General features: G+C 66.8%; 14 protein-coding genes and 2 pseudogenes. 6 read left to right on the plus strand and 10 right to left on the minus strand.

The window, feature by feature from the left end; all coding sequences use genetic code 11:
• Window positions 1–69: 69 nt before the first annotated feature.
• From ACYVD7_RS13910 to ACYVD7_RS13920, 3 genes are all read right to left on the minus strand, one after another.
• A complete protein-coding gene (locus tag ACYVD7_RS13910; protein WP_460764399.1) occupies window positions 70–804 on the minus strand; it encodes a LytR/AlgR family response regulator transcription factor in 735 nt (244 codons plus the stop codon).
• Complete coding sequence (locus tag ACYVD7_RS13915) at window positions 801–1,892, minus strand: sensor histidine kinase (protein WP_460764401.1); 1,092 nt, start codon at window positions 1,890–1,892, stop codon at window positions 801–803. The genes ACYVD7_RS13910 and ACYVD7_RS13915 overlap by 4 nt, the downstream gene beginning before the upstream one ends.
• A gap of 64 nt (window positions 1,893–1,956) precedes the next feature.
• A complete protein-coding gene (locus tag ACYVD7_RS13920) occupies window positions 1,957–2,664 on the minus strand; it encodes an alpha/beta hydrolase (protein WP_460764403.1) in 708 nt (235 codons plus the stop codon).
• 214 nt (window positions 2,665–2,878) lie between these two features.
• On the opposite strand from ACYVD7_RS13920, the pseudogene ACYVD7_RS13925 reads away from it, so the two are divergent.
• From ACYVD7_RS13925 to ACYVD7_RS13945, 5 genes and pseudogenes are all read left to right on the plus strand, one after another.
• A pseudogene (locus ACYVD7_RS13925) lies at window positions 2,879–3,463 on the plus strand (DEAD/DEAH box helicase); the annotation flags it as partial.
• Window positions 3,464–3,673: 210 nt separating this feature from the next.
• A pseudogene (locus tag ACYVD7_RS13930) lies at window positions 3,674–7,699 on the plus strand (Lhr family helicase); the annotation flags it as partial.
• A gap of 155 nt (window positions 7,700–7,854) precedes the next feature.
• A complete protein-coding gene (modA, locus tag ACYVD7_RS13935; protein ID WP_460764405.1) occupies window positions 7,855–8,613 on the plus strand; it encodes a molybdate ABC transporter substrate-binding protein in 759 nt (252 codons plus the stop codon).
• A 4-nt stretch (window positions 8,614–8,617) separates the two neighbouring features.
• On the plus strand, window positions 8,618–9,337 hold the full coding sequence (gene modB / locus ACYVD7_RS13940; RefSeq protein ID WP_460764407.1) for a molybdate ABC transporter permease subunit: 720 nt from the start codon (window positions 8,618–8,620) through the stop codon (window positions 9,335–9,337).
• Window positions 9,324–9,968, plus strand: a complete 645-nt coding sequence (locus ACYVD7_RS13945; protein WP_460764409.1) for an ATP-binding cassette domain-containing protein — start codon at window positions 9,324–9,326, stop codon at window positions 9,966–9,968. The genes modB and ACYVD7_RS13945 overlap by 14 nt, the downstream gene beginning before the upstream one ends.
• 39 nt (window positions 9,969–10,007) lie before the next feature.
• Here ACYVD7_RS13945 and ACYVD7_RS13950 read toward each other — a convergent pair whose 3' ends face one another.
• From ACYVD7_RS13950 to ACYVD7_RS13960, 3 genes are all read right to left on the minus strand, one after another.
• Window positions 10,008–10,343, minus strand: coding sequence for a winged helix-turn-helix transcriptional regulator (locus ACYVD7_RS13950; protein WP_460764411.1), 336 nt, complete (start codon window positions 10,341–10,343; stop codon window positions 10,008–10,010).
• Window positions 10,344–10,523: 180 nt separating this feature from the next.
• Complete coding sequence (locus tag ACYVD7_RS13955) at window positions 10,524–11,540, minus strand: hypothetical protein (RefSeq protein ID WP_460764413.1); 1,017 nt, start codon at window positions 11,538–11,540, stop codon at window positions 10,524–10,526.
• A 559-nt stretch (window positions 11,541–12,099) separates the two neighbouring features.
• Window positions 12,100–12,528 carry a helix-turn-helix domain-containing protein gene (locus ACYVD7_RS13960; RefSeq protein ID WP_460764415.1) on the minus strand — a complete coding sequence of 143 codons (429 nt, stop codon included), beginning with the start codon at window positions 12,526–12,528 and terminating at the stop codon, window positions 12,100–12,102.
• A 73-nt stretch (window positions 12,529–12,601) separates the two neighbouring features.
• On the opposite strand from ACYVD7_RS13960, the gene ACYVD7_RS13965 reads away from it, so the two are divergent.
• Window positions 12,602–13,474: a class I SAM-dependent methyltransferase gene (locus ACYVD7_RS13965; protein ID WP_460764417.1), complete on the plus strand. Its 873-nt coding sequence runs from the start codon at window positions 12,602–12,604 to the stop codon at window positions 13,472–13,474.
• A gap of 126 nt (window positions 13,475–13,600) precedes the next feature.
• On the opposite strand, the gene ACYVD7_RS13970 is transcribed toward ACYVD7_RS13965, so the two are convergent.
• The 4 genes from ACYVD7_RS13970 to ACYVD7_RS13985 form a co-directional block, all read right to left on the minus strand.
• Window positions 13,601–14,125 carry a hypothetical protein gene (locus ACYVD7_RS13970; RefSeq protein ID WP_460764419.1) on the minus strand — a complete coding sequence of 175 codons (525 nt, stop codon included), beginning with the start codon at window positions 14,123–14,125 and terminating at the stop codon, window positions 13,601–13,603.
• 35 nt (window positions 14,126–14,160) lie between these two features.
• Entirely contained in the window at window positions 14,161–14,616 is a 456-nt protein-coding gene (locus ACYVD7_RS13975; RefSeq protein ID WP_460764421.1) for an EF-hand domain-containing protein, read from the minus strand.
• Between the two features lie 5 nt (window positions 14,617–14,621).
• Window positions 14,622–15,839, minus strand: a complete 1,218-nt coding sequence (locus ACYVD7_RS13980) for a TIGR03032 family protein (protein WP_460764423.1) — start codon at window positions 15,837–15,839, stop codon at window positions 14,622–14,624.
• A 118-nt stretch (window positions 15,840–15,957) separates the two neighbouring features.
• Window positions 15,958–22,245, minus strand: coding sequence for a hypothetical protein (locus ACYVD7_RS13985; protein WP_460764425.1), 6,288 nt, complete (start codon window positions 22,243–22,245; stop codon window positions 15,958–15,960).
• Between the last annotated feature and the right edge of the window lie 38 nt (window positions 22,246–22,283).

The raw sequence follows: 22,283 nt of genomic DNA on the forward strand, positions 1-22,283 counted from the left end.
ACATCCGCGCGCCACGGCAATTCTGCAGGCGCTTCAACATCGCCAAGCAAAGACGCGTCGAAGTTCCCGCTACAGGTGCTTCAACGTCTCCCGCAACCCCGCCACACACCGCCGACTCACCTCCAGCGGCTGCTTCCCATGCCGCAGGATCGCGTGCACATGCCCATCCGGCCCGCGCTTGAGCTCGACGATCTCATGTCGCGCCACCAGGCAATTGCGATGGATGCGCACGAAGCGCTCGCCGAACTCCTCCTCCAGCGACTTCAGCGATTCCTCGATCAGGTCCTCGCCGCGCGCGTGGTGGACGATGACGTACTTCTCCTCGGCGTGGAGGTAATGCACGTCTTCCAGCGGGATCAGGCGCAGGCTGCCGCGCAGACGCGCGCACAGGTGGGTGCGTTGCGGGCCGGGCGTGGTCGTGGTGACCTCCACCTGGCCACGGCCGGCCGCGAAGGTCCGCACACGTTCGATCGCGGCCGCCAGGCGCTCCGGGCGCACCGGCTTGACCAGGTAGTCGATGGCCTCCGCTTCGAAGGCGGACAGGGCATGTGCGTCGTATGCGGTGCAGAAGACGACCGCGGGGCGCGGATCGAAGGCAGCCAGGTGGCGCGCCGCCTCCAGGCCGTCGATGCCCGGCATGGCGATGTCCAGCAGCACCAGGTCGGGGTGGAATTCGGCGCAGGCGTGCAGCGCTTCGTGGCCGTCGGCGGCGTCCGCCACGACCTCGACACCGCGGATTTCCGCCAGCAGGCCGCGCAGGCGTTCGCGCGCGAGGGGTTCGTCGTCGGCGATGACTACCTTCATCTGTTGATGTCCCCTTCCCCCACCGGCAGCTTGAGGTCGACCTGATAGTAGCCCTCGTTCCACTCCGCGGTCATCCGGGCACCGGGGCCATAGGCGTAGCGCAGGCGCTGGCCGATGCTGAACTGTGCGTGGCGGCTGCCCGCGCGGCGGGGCCCTGCCCCCTCGCCCAGCATGGGTAGCACGTCGCCTTCGCGCGGCGGCGGGGCGGGGTTGCGCACGCTGACGGTGAGCTCAGGGCCGTTGCAGGCCAGGGCGATCTCGATCACGCCGCCACCGGGCAGGCGCGACACGCCGTGCAGCACGGCGTTCTCCAGCAGCGGTTGCAGCACCAGACGCGGCATCAGCAGTCGCCACGGCAGGGGCTCGGCCTTGTGCCATTGCACCCGCAGGCGGTCGCCGAGGCGCAACTGCTCGATCGCGAGGTAGCGCTCGGTGAGTTCGATTTCCTCGCGCAGGGTCGAATCGGACTCGCCGGCACCCAGCGCGGCCCGGAACAGGTCGGACAGGTCCAGCACCGCGCGCTCGGCCACGACCGGGTCGCTGCGCACCAGTCCGGCGATGGTGTTCATGCTGTTGAAGAGGAAGTGCGGCTTGATCCGAGCCTGCAGGGCATCGGCTTCCGCACGCGCACTGGCGCGTACCTGCGCCTGCCAGCCGTCGTTGATGAAGAGATAGCGCAACACCACCGCCGTGATCAGCATCGTCACCGACGCCGACCCCCACGCGAAGCGCAGCATCGACACGTTGCGCGGCACCAGGCCGTAGTCGAGGTTGTTGTCGACCATGAACGCCATCGCCGCGCCGATCGCCGCGATCACACCCGCGCCCAGCAGCGCCAGCACTGAACCGGACACGGGCGGCAGGCGCGAAAGCTGGTGGCGCGACACGCACAGCAGCACGGACACCGTCAGGCCGAGCCACAGCGAGAACGCGCTGGCGGTGACGAAACGGTCCAGGTCCCACACCGCGCCGCCGTTGGGCGAAAGCGCCAGGACGACCACCACCAGCTCCGCCATGCCCAGCATCACCGCCAGGCGCGGCAACCGGCACAGGTCGGGAAGCCAGGGTTCGGCTGGGTCGCGGGTCATGGTCACCGGCGGCGGTCGCCCACGGTGGTCCCGCTCGAGGTGCTGCTGTTGTTCACGTCATCGCTCACGTTGCCGCCAGTCGCGCCTGCATCCAGTCGCCCAGGTCGGAGATTTCCTCCGCACAGACCTGGTGCGCCATCGGATAGGCATGCCAGTCGACGGTGAAGCCCAGCTCGCGCAGCTGCTTCGCGCTGAAGTCGCCACCGGCGTACGGCACCACCGGGTCGAACTGTCCGTGCGCCATGAACACCGGTTGCCGGTTCGCGCTGGCAGCGGTTTCCGCGACCAGCCGTTGCGCCATCGGCAGATAGGTGGACAGCGCGATCACGCCCGCCAGCGGCGTGGACCGGCGCATCGCAGTGGCCAAAGCGATCGCACCACCCTGCGAGAAGCCCGCCAGCAGCACGCGCGACGCGGGTATGCCGCGGGCGGCCTCGCGGGCGATGAGTGCTTCGACCTGCGCGACCGATTCATCGACGCCAGCCTCGTCGGCGCGATTGGCCAGGTTCATGTCGCGGATGTCGTACCAGGCCCGCATCCGCGCGCCACCGTTGATGGTCACCGCGCGCACCGGCGCATGCGGGAAGACGAAGCGCAGCGCGGGCCAGCCGCGCCGGCTCCCATCGCGGGTGAGCAGTTCCGGCACGATCGGGGCGAAGTCGTTGCCGTCGGCCCCCAGCCCGTGCAGCCACAGCACGGTCCATTGCGGGTCCGGGCCGGTTTCGTGTTCCACGGTCTGCAACAGCTCGGGCGCGGTCTTGATGTCGTTCATGGCGGCATTGTGGCCGGGCCGGGGGTGGTTGCCCAGCCGGCACGGTCGCGTCTCACGTATTGAGACGGCCGCCAGCCACGCTACCGGGATGCAGGGCCAGATCCGCCTCGATTTCAGTCCGCGCGCCAACGCCAGCAGCACGCCCGGCGCGGCCGCGTACCCGACGGCCGCCACCATTCAGGCCGTCTGCGCGGGTGGGGGCGATAATCCGGCGATGCCGCAGGCCGCGCCCCCGTCTTCCGTGCTGTCGGGATTCCATTCCGCCGTCGGCGCTTGGTTCGAACGAACCTTCCCCGGCCCTACCGAGGCCCAGGCGCTGGCATGGCCGGCAATCCGCTCCGGCCGCAACACCCTGGTCGCCGCGCCGACCGGCTCGGGCAAGACGCTCACCGCCTTCCTGTCCGCCATCGACGCACTGGTGCGCGAGGGCCTGGCGCAGGGCCTGTCGGACGAAACCCACGTCGTCTACATCTCGCCGCTGAAGGCGCTGTCCAACGACATCCATCTCAATCTGGAAGCGCCGCTGGAAGGCATCCGCGAGGAGCTCGCGCGCCAGGGCCTGCCCGACGTCGAGATCCGCACCGCCGTGCGCACCGGCGACACCCCGCAGGGCGAACGCGTGCAACTGCGCAAGAAGCCGCCGCACATCCTGGTCACCACGCCCGAATCGCTGTACGTGCTATTAGGGTCCGAGTCCGGCCGCGCGATGCTGGCGACGGCACGCACCGTCATCGTCGATGAAATCCACGCGGTCGCCGCGAGCAAGCGCGGCAGCCACCTCGCGTTGTCACTGGAGCGGCTGGAAGCGCTGTGCGGCCGACGCCTGGTGCGCGTCGGGCTGTCGGCGACGCAGAAACCGATCGATGAGGTCGCGCGTTTTCTCGTCGGCAGTGGAAACATTGAGCGCGAGGCGCCGAATTCCGCTGATTCCCAACCACCCGGCCCGTCGGCGCAGCCGCCGGGCGTTCGTCAGCGCGCGGACCAGTGGTCCGCAAGCGTGCCTCCTCACCCCGACTGCGCGATCGTCGACATCGGCTACACCCGTCGTCGCGACCTCGCGCTGGAACTGCCGCCGACGCCTCTGCAGGCAGTGATGTCGAACGACCAGTGGGAGCAGGTCTACGCGCGCATCGCGCAACTGGTCGAACAGCACTCGACCACGCTGGTGTTCGTCAACACCCGGCGCATGGCCGAACGCGCGGCGCGCCACCTGGGCGAGAAACTCGGCAAGGAACACGTCGCCGCGCACCACGGCAGCCTGGCCAAGGAGTTGCGCCTGGACGCCGAGCAGCGTCTGAAAGCCGGCCAGCTCAAGGTGCTTGTCGCCACCGCATCGCTGGAACTGGGCATCGACATCGGCGACGTCGACCTGGTCTGCCAGCTCGGTTCACCACGCGCGATCGCCGCGTTCCTGCAGCGCGTCGGTCGATCCGGCCACCACGTCGGCGGCGTGCCCAAGGGCAGGCTGTTTCCGTCTTCGCGCGACGATCTGGTCGAATGCGCGGCATTGCTGGACTGCGTGCGTCGCGGCGAACTGGACGCGCTGGTCATGCCGCATGCACCGCTGGACGTGCTGGCGCAACAGATCGTCGCCGAAGTCGCCGCGCGCGAGTGGGAAGAGGACGCGCTGTTCGACTGGTTCCGTCGCGCCTGGCCATATGCGCAGCTGCAGCGCAAGGACTTCGACGCGGTGGTGAGGATGCTGTCGGAGGGCTTCACCACCCGACGCGGCACGCGCGCCGGTTACGTGCATCGCGACGCCGTGCACAAGCGCCTGCGCGGTCGCGCCGGCGGACGCATGACCGCGGTGATGTCCGGCGGCACCATCCCCGACATGGCCGACTACAACGTCGTGCTGGAACCAGAAGCGGTGATGATCGGCACGATCAACGAAGACTTCGCCATCGAGAGCATCGCCGGCGACATCTTCCAGCTCGGCAACGCCAGTTACCGCATCCTGCGCGTCGAACCCGGCCGTGTGCGCGTCGAGGACGCCAAGGGCGCGCCGCCGAGCATCCCGTTCTGGCTGGGCGAAGCGCCGGGGCGCAGCGATGAGCTCTCGCAAGGCGTGTCGCGATTGCGCAGCGAGGTCGCGCAACGTCTGTCGGCGCCGACCGCCGTCGTGCAGGTGCGCGATGAAGCGGATGGCGACGACTCGCCTTCGACTTTCCCCGGCGACGTCAACGCCACCGATGTCGCCCGCCTCGCCGACGTCATCAACAACACTGCGACCACGGCGAACGCCATCACCTGGCTGACGACCGAGGTCGGCCTCAGCCCGGAAGCCGCGACGCAACTCGCCGACTACCTCGCCCGCCAGCACGCCGCTTACGGCCTGTTGCCGACGCAGCAGTGCCTGGCGATGGAGCGCTTCTTCGACGAATCCGGCGGCACCCAGCTGGTCATCCACTCGCCCTATGGCAGCCGCGTCAATCGCGCCTGGGGCCTCGCGCTGCGCAAGCGCTTCTGCCGCAAGTTCAATTTCGAGCTGCAGGCGTCGGCGACAGAAGACGCCATCGTGCTGTCGCTCTCGACCAGCCACAGCTTCCCGCTGATCGAAGTGGCGAAGTACCTGCATTCGTCCTCCGCCGAACACGTACTGGTGCAGGCTCTGCTCGACGCACCGCTGTTCGGCGTGCGCTGGCGCTGGAACGCGACCACCGCGCTGGCCCTGCCGCGCTTCGTCGGCGGCAAGAAAGTCGCGCCGCAATTGCAGCGGATGAAATCCGAGGACCTGCTCGCCACCGTGTTCCCCGACCAGGTCGCCTGCGCGGAAAACCTGGTCGGCGAACGCGAGGTACCCGACCATCCGCTGGTTGCGCAGACACTCGACGACTGCCTGCACGAGGCGATGGACACCGAAGGCTGGCTCACCCTGCTGCGTCGGCTGGAAAGCGGCGAAGTGGGCATCGTCGCGCGCGACCTCACCGGACCGTCGCCGTTCGCCGCCGAAGCGTTGAATGCGCGTCCGTATGCCTTCCTCGACGACGCGCCGCTGGAGGAACGCCGCACGCAGGCGGTGATGGCGCGTCGCTATGCCGATGCCGATGCCGATGCCAGCAGCGCGCAGGACCTCGGACGACTGGATCCGGGCGCCATCGACGAGGTGCGCGCGCAGGCCTGGCCGGAGGTGCGCAACGCCGACGAGATGCACGACGCGCTGATGGGACTGGGCTACGTCACGCAGGAGGACGCCGAAGCGAACGCGTGGGGCGACTGGCTGGGCAAGCTGGCGAAGGAACATCGCGCCACTGCGGTTGCCGTACCCGCCGATGCCCCCCCGCTTGCTGCCATTGACCCACCCCCAGCTGTCATCCCGAGCGCCAGCGAGGGATCTGCTGTGGTCGCGACTGGCAACGAAAAGCAGGTCCCTCGCTGCGCTCGGGACGACAGCGGAATACGGGATAGCCGCGGAAATCGGAGCGGTGGCAGCGAACCCAATGACGTCGTGAAGCTGTGGTTCGCGGCAGAGCGCCTGCCGCAGGCCACCACCGTGTTCCCGCTGGCAACGTGCGAACCCGCCATCGAAGCGCCGGCAGAATTCGCGCAGGAGTCCTGGACGCGCGAAAGCGCGCTGGTCGAACTGCTGCGTTCGCGGATGACCGGCCTGGGGCCCATCCCCGCATCGACACTCGCCGCTACGCTGGCGCTGCCGCGTTCCGACATCGATCTTGCGCTGCTCACGCTGGAAAGCGAGGGCTACGTGATGCGCGGTCGCTTTACTCCGCATGCCCTTGAAGAGGAATGGTGCGAGCGCCACCTGCTCGCGCGCATCCACCGCTACACCATCGGCAAGTTGCGGCGGGAGATCGAACCGGTCGATCCGCGCGACTTCATGCGCTTCCTGTTCGATTGGCAACGCGTGTCGCGGGCGACGCGTGTCAGTGGGCCGGAAGCGTTGGCGGGCGTGCTGACGCAGCTCGAAGGCTTTGAAGCCCCTGCCGGCGCATGGGAAACCGAATTGCTGCCGGCGCGCGTGAGCGATTACTCGCTGACCTGGCTGGACGACCTGTGCACCGCGGGCCGCATCGCGTGGACGCGCCTGCGTGGCGCCAGCGCGGAAGCGGGCGCCGCGCGCGCCGCACCCGTGCGCGCGACGCCCATCGTGCTGCTGCCGCGTCGCGAGCTGTCGCGCTGGACGCAGCTGGCCGCGCAGAAGAACGACGACGGCCCGGTCCTTTCCTCGCGCGCGCAACGCGTGCTCGATTGCCTGAAGGCGCACGGCGCGTCGTTCTTCGATGAACTGGTCGTCGACGCGCACCTGCTGCGCACCGAGCTGGAAGATGCGCTGGCCGAACTCGTCGCCCGCGGCCGGGTGAGCTGCGACAGCTTCGCCGGCCTGCGTGCACTACTGGTGCCGCAATCCAGGCGCTCCTCGACACCCGGCAGGCACGGCCGCCGCCGCGCCGTGTTCGGCATCGAGGATGCCGGACGCTGGACGCTGACCCGGCGCGCCGCAGCTTCCCCGCAGGATTCCGGCGACGTCCGCAATGGCGCGGCGACAAGAGCGGTGGACGCGGAAGCCGTCGAGCACATCGCACGCACCCTGCTGCGCCGCTACGGCGTGGTCTGCTGGCGCCTACTCGATCGCGAAGCCCCCTGGCTGCCACCGTGGCGCGAGCTGCTGCGCGTGTACCACCGGCTTGAAGCGCGCGGCGAGATCCGCGGCGGCCGCTTCATCACGGGCCTGTCCGGCGAGCAGTTCGCCCTGCCCGAAGCCATCGCGGCGCTGCGCCAGGTGCGCAAGCGTGCGAACGACGGGCAATGGCTGGCGCTGTCGGCGCTGGATCCGCTCAACCTCGTTGGCACCGTGGTCGTCGGCGCCAAGGTTCCGCGTCAACAGGGTGCTCGCGTACTCTGGCGCGATGGCCTGCCCGTCGCGACGCTGGTCGCGGGCGAAGTCGCCTGGCTGATCGGACTGGCGCCGGCCGAGCAACGCGTCGCACGACAGACGCTGTTGCGCGAACCGGACTCCTCGCCATTGTCGATGCTTCACATCGCCACCGAGGCCGCTCATCCCGCGTCCGATCTTTAGGCCAGTGCGCGGTCGACCCGGGATATCCCCGGTGTCGTAGAAGTGCCGCGGATCTGCGGTTCCAGACACAGCGAACACTCGCCCTCGCCGCGCGGTGGTTCGTTCCCGCAGCGTGCGGCAGAATGCAGCTCGCTTGCTTCGCCCAATGGATGGCCATGGTCCTGTTGCTTCGCTCTGTCGCCCTGTTCGCACTGCTCGCCTGCGCTACCGCGCGTGCGGAAGAACCGGTCCGTGTTTTCGCCGCGGCAAGCCTGACCAACGCACTTGAGGAAATCGCCGGCCAGTGGCAGCGCGCCGGTCACCCGCAGCCCAGTCTCGCGTTCGGTGCATCCTCGGCGCTGGCAAAGCAGGTCGAAGCCGGCGCGCCGGCCGATGCGTTCGCCTCCGCCGACCTCAAGTGGATGGACTACGTGGCGCAGAAGGGGCGCATCGCCCCCGCCTCGCGCGTGAACCTGCTTGGCAACACGCTGGTGCTGATCGCGCCGAAGGGACGCAGCTTCAAGGTCCACATGCGGTCTTCCTTCGATATCGCCGGCGCCTTCAAGGGCAAGCTGTGCACGGGCGAACCCGGTGTCGTGCCGGTCGGCGTCTACGCCAAACAGAGCCTGGAGAAGCTGGGCTGGTGGGGCGCGCTGGAGGGTCGCGTCGTCGGCACCGACGACGTGCGCACCGCACTGGCTTTCGTCGAACGCGGCGAATGCGCCGCGGGCATCGTGTACGCAACCGATGCGCGGATCAGCGACAAGGTCGAGGTCATCGCGCGCTTTCCCGACGACAGCCACGCGCCTATCGTCTATCCATTCGCGCAGGTGAAGGACGCACGCGCATCGACGCCCGCGTTCCTCGACTACCTTCGCTCGCCCGCCGCCGCGGCGGTGTTCCGCCGCATGGGCTTCACGGTCCTCAAGCACTGACGCCATGACGCTGTCACCGGAGGAAGCGCAGGCACTGTGGCTCTCGGCCAAGGTCGCGCTGTGGTCGACCGCGCTGTGCCTGCCACTGGCGATCGCGTTGGCGTGGTGCCTGGAACGGCGACGCTTCCACGGAAAATTCCTGGTCGACGCGCTGGTGCAGCTGCCGATGGTGCTGCCGCCGGTGGTGCCCGGTTACCTGCTGCTGTTGCTGCTGGGCACGCAGGGTCCCGTGGGACATTGGCTGGAACAGCAGTTCGGCATCGTCATCGCCTTCACCTGGAAGGGCGCGGTGCTGGCCTCGGCGGTGATGGCGTTCCCATTGATGGTGCAGCCGATCCGGCTGGCGTTCCGGCTGATCGACGCGCGCCTGGAACACGCCGCCGCCACGCTCGGTGCACGACCTTGGCGCGTGTTCGCCACGATTACCCTGCCACTGGCAACACCGGGACTGATCGCGGGCTGCGTGTTGTGTTTTTCGCGCAGTCTCGGCGAGTTCGGCGCGACGATGGCCTTCGTCGGGAACATTCCGGGCGAAACCCGCACGTTGCCGCTGGCCATTTACTCCCTGACCCATGTGCCCGGTGGCGAAGCGGGCGCGATGCGCCTGGCCCTGCTGTCGATCGCGCTGGCGGTGGCCGCGCTGGTGGTGAGCCATTGGATCGGCTGGCGCGCCGAACGCCGGCTGGGATATTCCGACCATCGGAGCGCTCATGCTGAGCTTTGATCTGCGCTACTCGCGGGGCGGCTTCGCGCTGGAAGCCAACGCAACACTGGCCAAAGGCGTGACCGGCATCTGCGGGCCGTCCGGATCGGGGAAAAGCACGTTACTGCTGCTGATCGCGGGCCTGCTCAAGCCGCAGACGGGTGTGCTGCGCATTGGCGATGACGTACTTGTCGACCGTACGCGCCGCGTCTTCGTTCCGGCGTGGGAGCGCCATTTCGGCCTGGTATTCCAGGATGGGCAGCTGTTTCCGCACCTGAGCGTGCGCCGCAACTTGCTCTATGGATACGAGCGCCTGACACCAGGCCAGCGTCTGTTCGACCTCGACAGCGTGCTGCAGATGCTGGAAATCGGCCCGCTGCTCGAACGTCGCCCGACCCTGCTGTCAGGCGGCGAGCGCCAGCGCGTCGCGCTCGGCCGGGCGCTGCTGTATTCGCCGCGACTGCTGCTGCTCGACGAGCCGTTGTCGTCGCTGGACGAACGCCTCAAGCAGCAGATCCTGCCCTTCCTCAAGCGGGTGAAGGACGAAACGCGCATTCCGATGCTGTACGTCACTCACTCGCGCAGCGAGGTCGACTACCTCGCTGACCGGGTGCTGTTCATGGAACGCGGACGACTGCTGGCAACGCCTTGAACAAATCGGGCCGACCCGTGCGGCAGGGCGCCAGCGCCGTCAGGCGCTTTCGGTCTCGGCATCGAAAACGCGACCCAGCGACTCCAGGTCATCGATGATGCCGCGCAGCGCGCGCCCCTTGTCGGTGAGCCGGTATTCCACCCGTGGCGGGATTTCCGCAAATGACTGCCGCGACACGATGCCGCTGCTGGAGTAGCGCCGCAGCTGGTCGGTCAGGGTCTTGGGGCTGATGCCGGCGATCTGCCGCTGCAGTTCGCTGAATCGTTTCGCGCCACCGGAAAGCTCACGCAGGATGTGCAGCGAGTACTTGCCTTCCAGCAGGTTCATGGCGCGCCGCAGCGAGCCGGTGTCTTCAACCACGTCCGTGTTGGTCATCGTGTCCTTAGGCGGTTCCTTCGCCATGCATATGTTGTCGGCGCGAAATATACACGCCTTTGCATCGTTGCTGCGCGGCCGGGAACATACTTCGAAGTATTGCAGCGTCCTCCGACGACCTTGGAATGGCCTGCGGAATCCCGGCGAGTGGCCGGGATTCCATGGCTGCCGGCGCGTGGATCAGTTCGCCGCGCGGGCGACGAAGCCTTCCAGCGACACCGTGTACTCACCACGCTCCGCGCGATAGCGGATGCAGTATTCGGTCGGATACCACCCTGCCACCTGGTAGCGCTGCGGCAGCTTGATCTTCACGCAGCGGAACGGCCGCGCCTGCAGGTAGGCGAGCGTGATCATCGGCTCCCAGAACGTCACCTGGCCGCCGTAGCTGCCAAACAGCCAGGTCTGGCTGAAATGGCCATCGGGCTCCCATTCGTGGCCATTGACGTCGATCAGGTGGTTGCCCATGCGCCCCTCGACCGCGCCCACGTCCAGGAAGTCCTGGTGCATGTAGCCGGCCGGAATCGGCTGGGTGCCGGTGGCCAGGTCGTTGCAGTCCACCAGCAGCGCGCACGGGCCCATGTGGATCTGGTTCCGCCCGGCCAGGCTCTGTGTGTAGAAATGGAAGTCGAAATGCGGGTGGTCGTAGACATGCGCGGGCTCATGTCCATGCACGTTCCAGTTCACCAGGCCCCACTTGAACGGCGCGACCGCGGCGGGCGCCGGCATGTCCAGGATGCGCTCGTGGCCACCCACGCATTCCTCGCGGCCGTGAGCGCCTTCGATATCGATCTCGCCGTCATTGTCGAGATCGAAGCAGTTGTTGCCGTCGCTGGCCGCGTGCGGCAGGTTGTCGAGCATCGTGGCCGGGAATTCGAAACCGATGCCCCATGGCGTGCCCTGCGGCGTCAGCTGCACGTAGGTGCTGATCGTGCCGTTGCCCAGCGCCTGGCGATCGCCATGGATCCCGCACGGCCCCAGGTAGCCACCGCGCCCGATCACTTCGCGCGCGCCCGGCGCCGGCAGCAACCGCGTCTGCATTCCGGCCGCGCCCACTTTCTGGCACACGTAGGTCCTGGCTTCGCGGGCCAGGTAGGCCTCCAGTCCGTCGGTGCCTTCGTGCGCACTTGCGCCGCTGGCCGCCATCGCCATTGAACCGGCCATGATTGACCAGACCACTGCTTTCATTCCCTGCAACATCGACTGCTCCTTTTTTGTGATTGCGCTGGTTTCAGTCGCAGCCTGACGCCGCGACCGGGACTACCCATGCGATGAAGATGAAACCCAAGGTCAACGCCAGCGGCCCCAGCTACAGTCAACGCGATTCAGCTGACCCGCGCGGTGCCCGGAATGCACTCATCCATGTGCCGGTGAATGCAGCGATTGATGTCGACCACTGCTGCAAGGCAGCCTGCTTCGATCCAATGCGATGGCGAAGGCCGGCGTCTATCCCCTGCGCATCAGCAGAACGCGGCTGGATGCTGCGCCCGCTTTGCTGCGCTCCGGTTACGCGGCGGGCGGCAATCTAGTCGTCGCGCCCCGGACCGCGCAAGGAGTTGCAGGCTCTGTTGTTTCTTCAATTTCATGAAGAAAAGAGTTTGGAGGTGAGCGTGACCATTTGCGCTTCGTGCTTGCTTTTGCCTTGATCGCACATGCCGGCCGGCCATTGCGCTGGAAACGTCGATCCGTGCGTTGCAGGAATTTGCTGGGACGAAACCCGGACGCGCTGCAACCACCAAGCTTCGCAGCGCGAGGCAAATCAGCCGCCCTGACCCTTCTTCCTTCGCGACCCGACAGCGTCGGACGCCGTGACCCGCAGGATGCGCCGGAACGTTGGGCATTCCATGTGGCTCGGCGCGGGACATGCCGCCGCGTGCCGCAGGCCATCGCGCATGGCACTCAGCTTGCGGATCGTCGCGTCCAGCTCCGCTGCCTTGGTCGTAAGCATCTGCCGATCGATGCGAGGGCGGCCGTCCGGCGCGAACATGAGTGCGATCTCGTCGAGCGAAAAACCCGCGGTGCGTCCCACCGCGATCAGCGCGAGCCGTTCCAGCACGCCGGTATCGAACTGGCGGCGCAGGCCCCGCCTGCCGATGGAGGCGACAAGGCCCTTTTCCTCGTAGAACCGCAGTGTCGAGGCGGGAACGCCAGAGCGCTGCACGACCTCGGCGATATTCAGTTCCCGCATCTCTTGATCTCAAGTCCACTTGAAGTTGCACAGTGCTGCTTCCACTTCCAGATGGCAAGCAATGGAGACGTTCATGGATTCGAAGCACACGATCGACGACGGGCAGGCGAAGCTCTGGAACGGTCCAGCCGGACGCGCCTGGGTCGAAACGCAGTCCTTGCTCGACCAACTGTTCGAACCGTTCCAGGACCTGCTCGTGGATGCAGCTTCGGTCGGACCTGGCAGCCGTGTTCTCGACATCGGCTGCGGCACCGGCAGCACGACGCTCGCCGTCGCACGGCGACTCGGCGTCGGGGGCCTTTGCATCGGCGTCGACATCTCGGAGCCGATGATCGCCGCTGCCCGGGCGCGTGCCGAGCAGGAAGGCACGCCCGCGAGTTTCATTCGCGCCAATGCCGGGAACCATGCATTCGAGCCGGCCAGTTTCGACCGGCTCATTTCGCGCTTCGGTGTCATGTTCTTCGACGATCCCATCGGAGCGTTCGCGAACCTGCGGCGCGCCGCAAAGAACGACGCCGGGTTCCATTTCATCGCGTGGCGAAGTGCCTCGGAAAATCCATTCATGACCACGGCCGAACGCGCCGCGCTGCCACTCCTGCCGAACCTCCCCGCCCGCCAACCAGGTGCGCCGGGGCAGTTCGCGTTTGCGGACCAGCGCCGTGTCCACGCCATCCTGGAAGCGAGCGGCTGGACCGGGATCGATATCCAGCCGATCGACGTGGCCTGTGTCCTGCCCGAAAAAGACCTGATGCCCTACCTGACCCGGCTTGGCCCCGTCGGAGTGATGCTGCAGGAACTGGATGACCTGACCCGCGCACGAGTCGTCGAAACAGTCCGCGCCGCCTTTGATCCCTATGTACACGGAGCCGAAGTCCGCTTTACCGCCGCCTGCTGGATGGTCAGTGCTCGGGCGCCCGCGTCAGACGCGCAAGTACGCAGCGGGTGATGTCACAAATCCCGCCTGTCCCGAACTCCAACGCTTCAACAGGACATCCCAGGAGCGGCGCAAACATCGCGCTTCACTGTCATCAGTGCGCGAATCCCGCACGCGTGCGTGGCCAGCGCGCCCTGGTCATTGCGCACCGGCCTGCGACGGCCGCTGCAACAAGCGCGCGTTATTGAAATAGGAAACGCGCAGCTGCAACCCCCTGGGCGAATAGCCGATGAAGGTCGAATCTGCCGCCGACTCGTAGGCGCGCTCGTAGCGCGCGACGAGCTGCTGATTCTCCAGTTCCAGCAGGATTCCGAGACTTTCGGGCGCGGGGAGCGATTCGTTGTACCCCTCCAGCAGCCTGCGAGCCTCGTTGAAGAACGGAATCGCCTGTTTCTGGCCGCGAAACTCCGGGGCGAAGAACTGGCGGTAGTAGTACAGAGGTTGCCGCAACCGTGGCAGGACGCGGATGACGGCCGTACCAACACCGCAAACCGCTCCCGACTGATCACGGGCGACGCAAACCGCCTGGCGTGCACGCTGGACCGCCCGATCGGGGTCGGGAATGGCCTGTGAGCGTCCCCACAGGTCGATCAACTCCGCAGAAAGTTCCGCGGTGACATTTTTCCAGACCGGAACGGTCTCGAACGATGTTTCGATACTCACGAGCGTCTCCTGGACAACATCAGTCTGTGCGCCTGCTACTTCTTCGCCCGCAAGGCCGCCAATTTGCCTACCAGCGTCGCGTATTCGCCAAAGTTGAGCTTCTGGTCGTGATCGGCGTCGAAGGCGGCGAGCGACGGCGCTGCCTCGCCCTGGCTCTTGATCAGCTCGAGATTTGCATACTCACTGGCGTCGATCGCACCGCTGCGATTCACGTCCAACGCAGCGAATTGCCCCCGAAGACGGACCTGCATCGCGATCAGGCGCTGCAATCCGGCGTAGCCCGCCTGGAATTCCTGACGCGACAACACCTGATCCTTGTTGACATCCAGCGTGTCGAACAGACGCGGCGCCGGGGTCTGCGTTGTCGCGGCAGGAGCCGCCGCTTCCGCGGCATGTGCGGCGGTGACGCTCCCGGCAAGCAGGAGGAGACTCGCCACTGCAGCCTCAAACAACATCGTGCCCGCCGCCACGACGGTTACGAACTTGTCCATGCGGTTCATGCGACTTCGGCCTCCACCGCATTCAACTCCGATTCGAACGTGATGAGTTCGCGGATTTCCGCCGTACGCAGCCCAACCAGCATCGGGTTGCGCACATTCGGGAGGAAGCTGATGTCGAAAATCTCGGTGATATCGCCTTCGAAACGGATCCAGTTCATCACGTCACCATTGGCGAGCGAGATGATCTGCACACCGCACCACGGGTCGGCATCGCGCCTGCTGAGTTCTTCGTCGAGCTGCAGGCCTTCGAAGCGCTGGTTGCGCGGCTTGGACAGGCCAACCGCGGCGACGTTGCCGACGATCGACAGACCGCGCGCAAAGCCGGGAACGAAAACCAGCGGCACGAGCTTCTTTGTTTCGAAATCGACCCAACCCAGGTGGCCGGTACCGGCATTGAGCACCCACAGCTTGCCGTTCGCCCAGCGCGGCGAATGCGGCATCGACAGACCCTCGCACACGATCTCATTGGTGGTGATGTCGATCACCACGCCGCCTTCGTGGCGACGGTCGCGCCAGCCGTCGACGGTGTCGCTGCGGCATACCGCGGTCACGTAGCGCGGCTCGCCATCGACCATCGCCAGGCCGTTGAGGTGGCAGCGGTCTTCGGGGGCGAGCTTGCTGATGAAGTCGGGTTTCCAGATCGCCTTGAAGCTGTGGGTCTGACTGAGTTCGGCCAGGCACGAGTACTTGGTGTTGACGAACACCACCTTGCCGTTCTTGCGGATGCCCAGCTCATGGATGTCGAGGTCACCAATCGTCTGCGCGTTGCGCGGCACGTAGCACTTGTCGAACTGCCCGCGGATGGTCTCGTTGGGACGAAGCACGTTCTCGAAGCGCCATAGCTGGTAGAGGCCGCCGAGATAGATGCGCTGCGCGTTGCCGACGATGCCCATCGCGCGCTCGAAGATGCGTTCGAAGAAGGACACGCGCCCCTGCTGGTCGCTGCCGACCAGGTACACGCGTCCGGTCTGGTAGGAGGAAATCGCGAGCGAGATGCGGTTTCCGGCCAGCCATCCGGACAGGCCGCGCGAGCAGTTCTTCTGGACTTTCAGCTGGGCCGGGTTCTGCGGCGGCTTGGCCGCTGGCGCCTGCGCTGCCGTGGCGGCGGGCTCGGCGCCTACGGTTTGCAGCTGCGCTTCTTGCAATTGTGCTTCTTCGCTTCCGTCCTTGGTGTCGTTGTCCTGGATGCCCTCGGGCGGATGCTTGCTGACCACGTGCTGCTACTCCTCATATCCGGCCAGGCGGTATCGCCGAGCCTTGCTGAAAACTTTCGTCACCACCGCACGCAGCGGTGTTGCGGGCCGGCAAGACACGCCGGCCCGCTTCGTTCACTTACCAGCCGTAGCGCACCACCACCTGGCCGCCCACAACGCTCTGCTGCGCGTCGGTCCAGTTCAAGCCGCCGGTAAGCGACAGACCGCCCTTGCGCGCGCCCATGCCCAGTTCGAGCATGGCGCTGGTGCCGTCGGTGCGGGTCGAACCCAACAGGCCGTTGTTGACCGAGTAGCCGTAGTCGCCATCGAACTCGCGCACGACGTTGAGCGAGCCGTACGGCGTCAAGGTGAAACCGGAGGCCTGGAAGCTCTTGTCGAAGGACACGCCCAATCGGCCGCGCGAGGACACACCGCCGTCGCCGATGAAATCGACCTGGCTGCCGTGCACCGGCGTGATGTCGCCGATGCGGGTGTGGGTGTACTGCGCCTGCGGCACGATGTTGATGCCGCCCGACAACGTCCAGGCGGTAAAACCTGCTTCGACATTGAACGAATCGGCGGTGGCTTCGGCGCTGTGCTCACCCGTCGCCGAACGCAGGCGTGCATCGATTCCGGTCCAGCGCAGGGACGCATCGAGGTAGAAGCCGTTGTCGGCCAACCAGGTGCCGTAGATGCCGAAGCCCTTGCCATCGAAGCGATCGCTGCCCGCGCCTCCGCCCAGGTGCTGGCTGCCCTCGGACTTGGCGATCAGCACGCCGAAGGCGAAATGCTCGCCCGGACGCGTGTCGAGGCCGAGCTCCCAACCGTGGTTCGACTGATCGAAGCCGAAATTGCCGTCGGAGCCGAAGTTGCTGCGATGGCCGAGCTTGACGTCGCCACTGCCTGAGAACATGCGCACCCACGGCGCCAGCCCGGCGTCACCGCCCTTGCGCGGCACCACGCCCATGCGCTGACGCCAGGTGCCGATCTGCGTATCGACCAGGCTCTGCGCACCCGGCGCGAGCGCTGCCGCGAGCGAGCCCATGCCGTTCAGGCCATCGACCGTCACGCCGAGCGACACGACGTCGCTGGTTGCATTGCTCGGATCGATGCTTGAGTTCAGGTGGAAAGCCATCGACAGGAAGCCGTCGGCGCCGTAGTTGACATTGCCGAGCGCGAAGTCAGAGGCCAATGCGTCGCCACTCACGTACACCAGCGGGATGTCGACGCTGGCCGCGGCGGGCAGGTCTGCCAGGTTGACGTTGAGCACCTGCGTCGTCGACTGCATCACGCTGCCGTTGATGTAGAGCTGATCGCTCGACTGGTTCAACCCGCTGACGTCGACGTTGATCGCGCCCTGCCCGGCAAAATCGCCGACGATGGTCAACGTGTCGTCGGGCGCGCCGTCGATGAAGCTGATCGTCCCGTTGTTGAAGACCGGGACCGGATTGTCCATGTCGAGCACGTTGCTGCCCGAGACGCCGATCAGGCCGAAATTGTCGAAGGTGTTGCCGTTGACGTAGCCGCCCAGGCGGATCGTTGCGTTGTCCAGGAAGATCCTGCCGTTGTTGACGATGTGATCGTCGCCGGCACCGAAGTCGGAGTCGCCCACGGCGTTCCAGGTGGCGCCGACGACATTGCTGAAGCTGTCGTCCAGATCGCCGGTGAGGATGGCGCCGGTGATCGAGCCACTGTTGGTGATGGTCGCGGTCGCGGCGACGCCTGACGTAATGGCGATCCGCGTGCCATCGCCGAACGCGGCGATGGCGCCGGTATTGGTCAGCGTGTTGCTGCCGAAGGAGTCCATCGCGACCGCGATGGCCGTCGCATCGGTGCCATAGGCCCCAGCCAGGATCGTGCCGGTGTTGTCGATCAGGATGTCGTCGCCGTTGCGGCCTGTGATCTCCACGCCGGTGGCGGTGACGGTAGTGCCGTCCGCACGAGCCAGGATGCTGCCGGAGTTGGTGAGCGTTGCCGCAAGGTAGCCGTTGGCGACGTTGCCGTAGGCACCCAGGATGCTCGCACCGTAGGCATGGGCAACATCGCCATCGGCGACTGCGATGATGTCGCCGTCGTTCTGCAATCCGGCCGAACCATAGAGGCTGTTGGCGAGGACACCGATTGCCAGGGCATCGTCAGCGTCGGTGCTCGCGCTGATTTGTCCTGTGTTGGTGACGCCAGCGCTCAACGCACCGATCGCGACCGCGCCGTAGGCGTAGCCCACGCCGCCCTGCGCGATCGCCGCCGCCGTGATCTGGCCGCTGTTGTCGATCAGCGACGTGCCGGCGTCCACCACGATGATGGGATGCGCCCAGTCGCAGCCGGAGCTGTCGCAGTTGTAGCTGATGGTCCGGTGCAGCGAGGCCGCGTAGCTGCCGACCGCGAAGGCATTGCCACCGTTTGCCGAAGCGACCGACTGGATGTCACCGGCGTTGGTGATGAGCGCGTCGTATTCGGTGGCCACGAAGGCGCCGTACGCCGATGCGTAGCCGAAGTCGGCGCTCGCGGCGGCTTCGATGGTGCCGACGTTGGCCACCTCTCCCCTCATTACCGCGGAGTTGTAGCCGATGGAACTGCCGAAGGCAGTGGCGATGCTGCCGATCCACGTCCCCGTCCCATCCGGGGTAACGACGGCGTGCGAAATGATACTGCCCGCGTTGTAGGTGATGGCGTAATCCATCCCGCGCTTGAAGATCTGGGTGCCGAAGGAAACGGCGTGCCCGGCGGAATAGTCGCCCGCCAGGCTGCCTACCGTGGCGGAGGCCACGATGCTGGCGCCGGCTTCGTTGACGATGTGGCTGCTGTACTTGCCACGGGCGACCGCCCCGTAGGCGGCGACGTTGCCGAACTGGGATTGCGCAATGGCGTTGATGTCGCCCGCGTTGACGATGCTCGCGTCGTACTTGGCGTAGGCGTTGATGCCGGTCGCGCCCGCGCCGCCCTGTGCCCAGCTGACGCTGTTCTCGGCGATGGCAATCGCGTTGATGTCGCCATTGTTCACCACCATGGCATCGCCCTTGTAGCTGGCGTTGACATAGATGCCGTTCGCGCCGGCGGCGCCGTAGAACCCGTAGGCGCCTTCCGTAAGTGCGTTGGCGTGACCGTAGGCGGTGATGGCACCGTCGTTGACGAGATTGACGCTGTACGTGCCACCCGCTTCGATGCCGGTGGCGAATGCACCACCGAAGAGCTCGGCATCGACCATCGCCGTGATGCTGGCGCCGGCGGCGTTGTGGATCGACGTGTTCTGGCTGTACGCCTCGACGCCGGTGGCGTAGCCGATGCCACCCTGAATGATGGCGTTCGCCTGGATATTGCCGTAGTTGTCGACGATGGCTTCGCCACCGCCGTACGGAACACTGATCACCCGAACGCCGGTGGCGTCCGCGTAATCGATGGCCACGTTGACGATGCCGCGCTCGGCACGAGCCGTGGCGACGATGTCGCCGTTGTTCACGATCTGCGAGGTCCCGGCCAAGCTGAGCGCGTAAGCGCCCAGGGCCATGCCAACGCCGATGTCGGCATGGGCGTAGCTGGCGATCAAGCCATCGTTCCCGATCGCAGCGTAGCCGTACAGGCCCGCCTGGGCCACGGCGCCCCACGCGGACGCATAGCCCTGGCTGGTGACGGCCGATGCGTGGATGCCACCGGTATTGACGATCGTCGTTTCGCCGTAGCCGTACGCGGCCAACGCCTGCACGCCAAGCGCCTTGGCCTGCAGGAATCCGTTGGTGCCGAAGATGTCCGCCGTCGCCAGCGCCGTGGCGGAGATCGATCCGCTGTTGTCCACGATCGAGTCGTAGTACACCGCGAAGTTGTAGACGCCGATGGCTACGGCTTCTTCTTCCCCATAAGGCGCCACCCCGCCCTCGGCGACCGCATTGATGCTGCCGTCGTTGATCGTGATCGCATCCCCGAGGTACAGGGCCGCGTTGAGGACACCCAGCGCATTGGCACTGGCGCCGCGGGCATCGGCGGTGATCGTTCCGGTGTTGGTGGTGTAGGCACTGAAGATGACACCGACCGAGTAACTGCCCATCGCCGTCGCTGCGCCGCCGTCCGCGTTGGCGCTCGCCAGGACATCCCCGGCGTTGTAGACGGACGAACCGAAGTAGCCGAGCGAGTCGATGCCCTTGGCGATGGCGGTGCCGCCGTCGGCGGTAGCGCTGGCCAAGAGCGCGCCGTAGTTCGAGACAGCGGTGTAGAAGCCGTAGGCGCGCGCGCCCCGGGCAAGGGCCGTGCCGCCAGCGCCGGCGGTGGCCGTGGCGCTGCTGCTGGCATCGTTGAAGATGCTTGCGACGTTGCCATACACGTACGCGCCCGTGGCGTACGCGTGGCCGCCCGCGCCGGTCGAAGCCTCGGCGCTGAGGTCGCCGCCGTTGATCAGCAGGCCGATGCCCGCGTAGGTGCCATTGACGACGGCTGCATACGCCTGCGCGTCACCGTTCGCGGTGGTGGCGAGGGCGGTCATGTCACCGTAGTTGGTCAGTGTTGCCGCATCCCAGCCGGCGACCAGGGCGCCGACGGCGAGCGCGTTGCCGTCCAGCGTGCTGGCGGTGGCGTCGATGATGCCGTCGGCATCATTGGTCAGGTACGCGAGGTGATTCGAAGAACTGACCGCGCCATAGGCCGTGACATCGCCGGTGCCGGCGATGGCGCTGGCGTCGATGAGACCGGCGTTATTGACGGACGCGGCGTCGTAGCCCGCGGCGCGAATGCCTGAAGCGTGAGCGAAGCTGTCGGCATCACCGCCGTAGACGACCGCCGCGGCGTTGACGTCGCCCTGGTTGGTCACTGCGGTGTAACCGCCGTTGTCGCTGCTGGCGTTGATGCCCATGGCGACGGCGGCACCGTCCGCGACGGTCGCGTGCGCGCTGACGTCGCCGCTGTTGCCGACGCTGGCACCGTAGTTGCTGGCACCGCTGATGCCGGTTGCGAAGGCGATGCCGGAGGTGTCGATGTCGGCCGTGCTGATCACGCTGCCGGCGTTGTCGATCGTGCTGGTCCGGCCGCTGTAGTAACCACCGGTCGAAAGACCGGTCGACAAAGCCCGACCGCCATGGCCCGAGGCGTGCGCTTCGACGTCCCCGTCGTTGGTGATGGCCGCGTCGCCGTAGCCGATGCTGAGGTAGATCGCCTTGATGCCGATGGCCTGGGCGGCGCCATCATCGGCGTCGTTGCGGGCAACGGCATCCACCTGTCCGTGATTCACGGCTTCCGCGCTGCCGCCGCGATTGGCGGCGATGGCGCCGGCGGCGTAGGCGTAGGCGGCATCCGCGACGCCGGCATGGGCGTAGCTGGAGATCGTGCCGTCGTTCTCGAGCGTGGACGTGCCGCCCGGATTCAGCGACATCGTGTAGGCACCCCAGGCAACGGCGTTGCCGCCGTGTCCTTCGACGCTGGCCGAGGCGGTGATGTCGCCGGCGTTGTGCAGCCGCACGTCGTCTTGCCCTGCCACGGCGCCGTAAGCGGGGTAGATGGCCGTGGCCCTTATACCGGCGGCCCAGGCCCACTGGTAGTCGCCGCTGCCATCGGTGGTGGCGCTCGCGCTGATCGAAGCGCTGTTATCCACCGTCGAAGCGTGGAAGCCCGAGGCGATGTTGTAGATGCCGAACGCGAGCGCCCAGTCCTCGTCATCGGCGGCGACATCGATGTTGCCTGCGTTGGTGGTGCTGGCGTCGCCGTAATAGGACAGGCTGACGATGCCTCTGGCATAGGCGTAGCCGGAGTCGGGATCGTTGCTGGCGTGGGCGGTGATCGCGCCGGTGTTGGTTACCTCGACGTTGCCGTAGAAGGAACTCGCACGGATTCCGAACGCATGATTGCCGGGCGAGTACGGACCACCGACACCCGACGAATCGACATGGATGTCGCCACTGTTGACGACCGCGACGTCGTCGTAGAAATCGCGCGCCCGGATGCCGTACTGCCAGTCACGGCCGCTGACGTTGATGTCGGTGCTGTTGTCGACTGCGAGGTACTGACTCGCAGTCGCGGCGCCGGTGCCGCCGCCGACAGCGGTGACATCGTCAACCGTACCGGCCTCCCAAGTTGCGATGCTCGCGGCAGCCTCCTCGTCGAGGCTGCCCGGGTGGGGGCGCGAGACATCGCCGGCCCAACCGGCGGCCCCCACCGCCGGAATGACGCTGGCAGGTACCTGTTCTTCGCCCCGCACCCGGGTCAGATCGATCGGCGACGAGCCTGCATCCTGTCCGACCTGGACGAAACGTCCGTCGCAGACGTAGCTGTGACGCGCAACCTGCGCATAGCGGCAGGTGTCGGCCGCCCACGCCGGCGCGGACAGCGCCAGCATCGTGGCCGAGACGGCCAGCGCGGCGCGGATGGCGCGGGTAACGGGTGCGATCCTGAGGGTCGTGCGAGCGCGCTGCTTGCGCGCACCCGTGTGATGCTGGCTGGATCCGGTCATTGCTTCCCCTGGGACTGAGCGTTTTGAGTTCTTGTTGG

The sequence above is a fragment of the Lysobacter fragariae genome, from assembly GCF_054779775.1.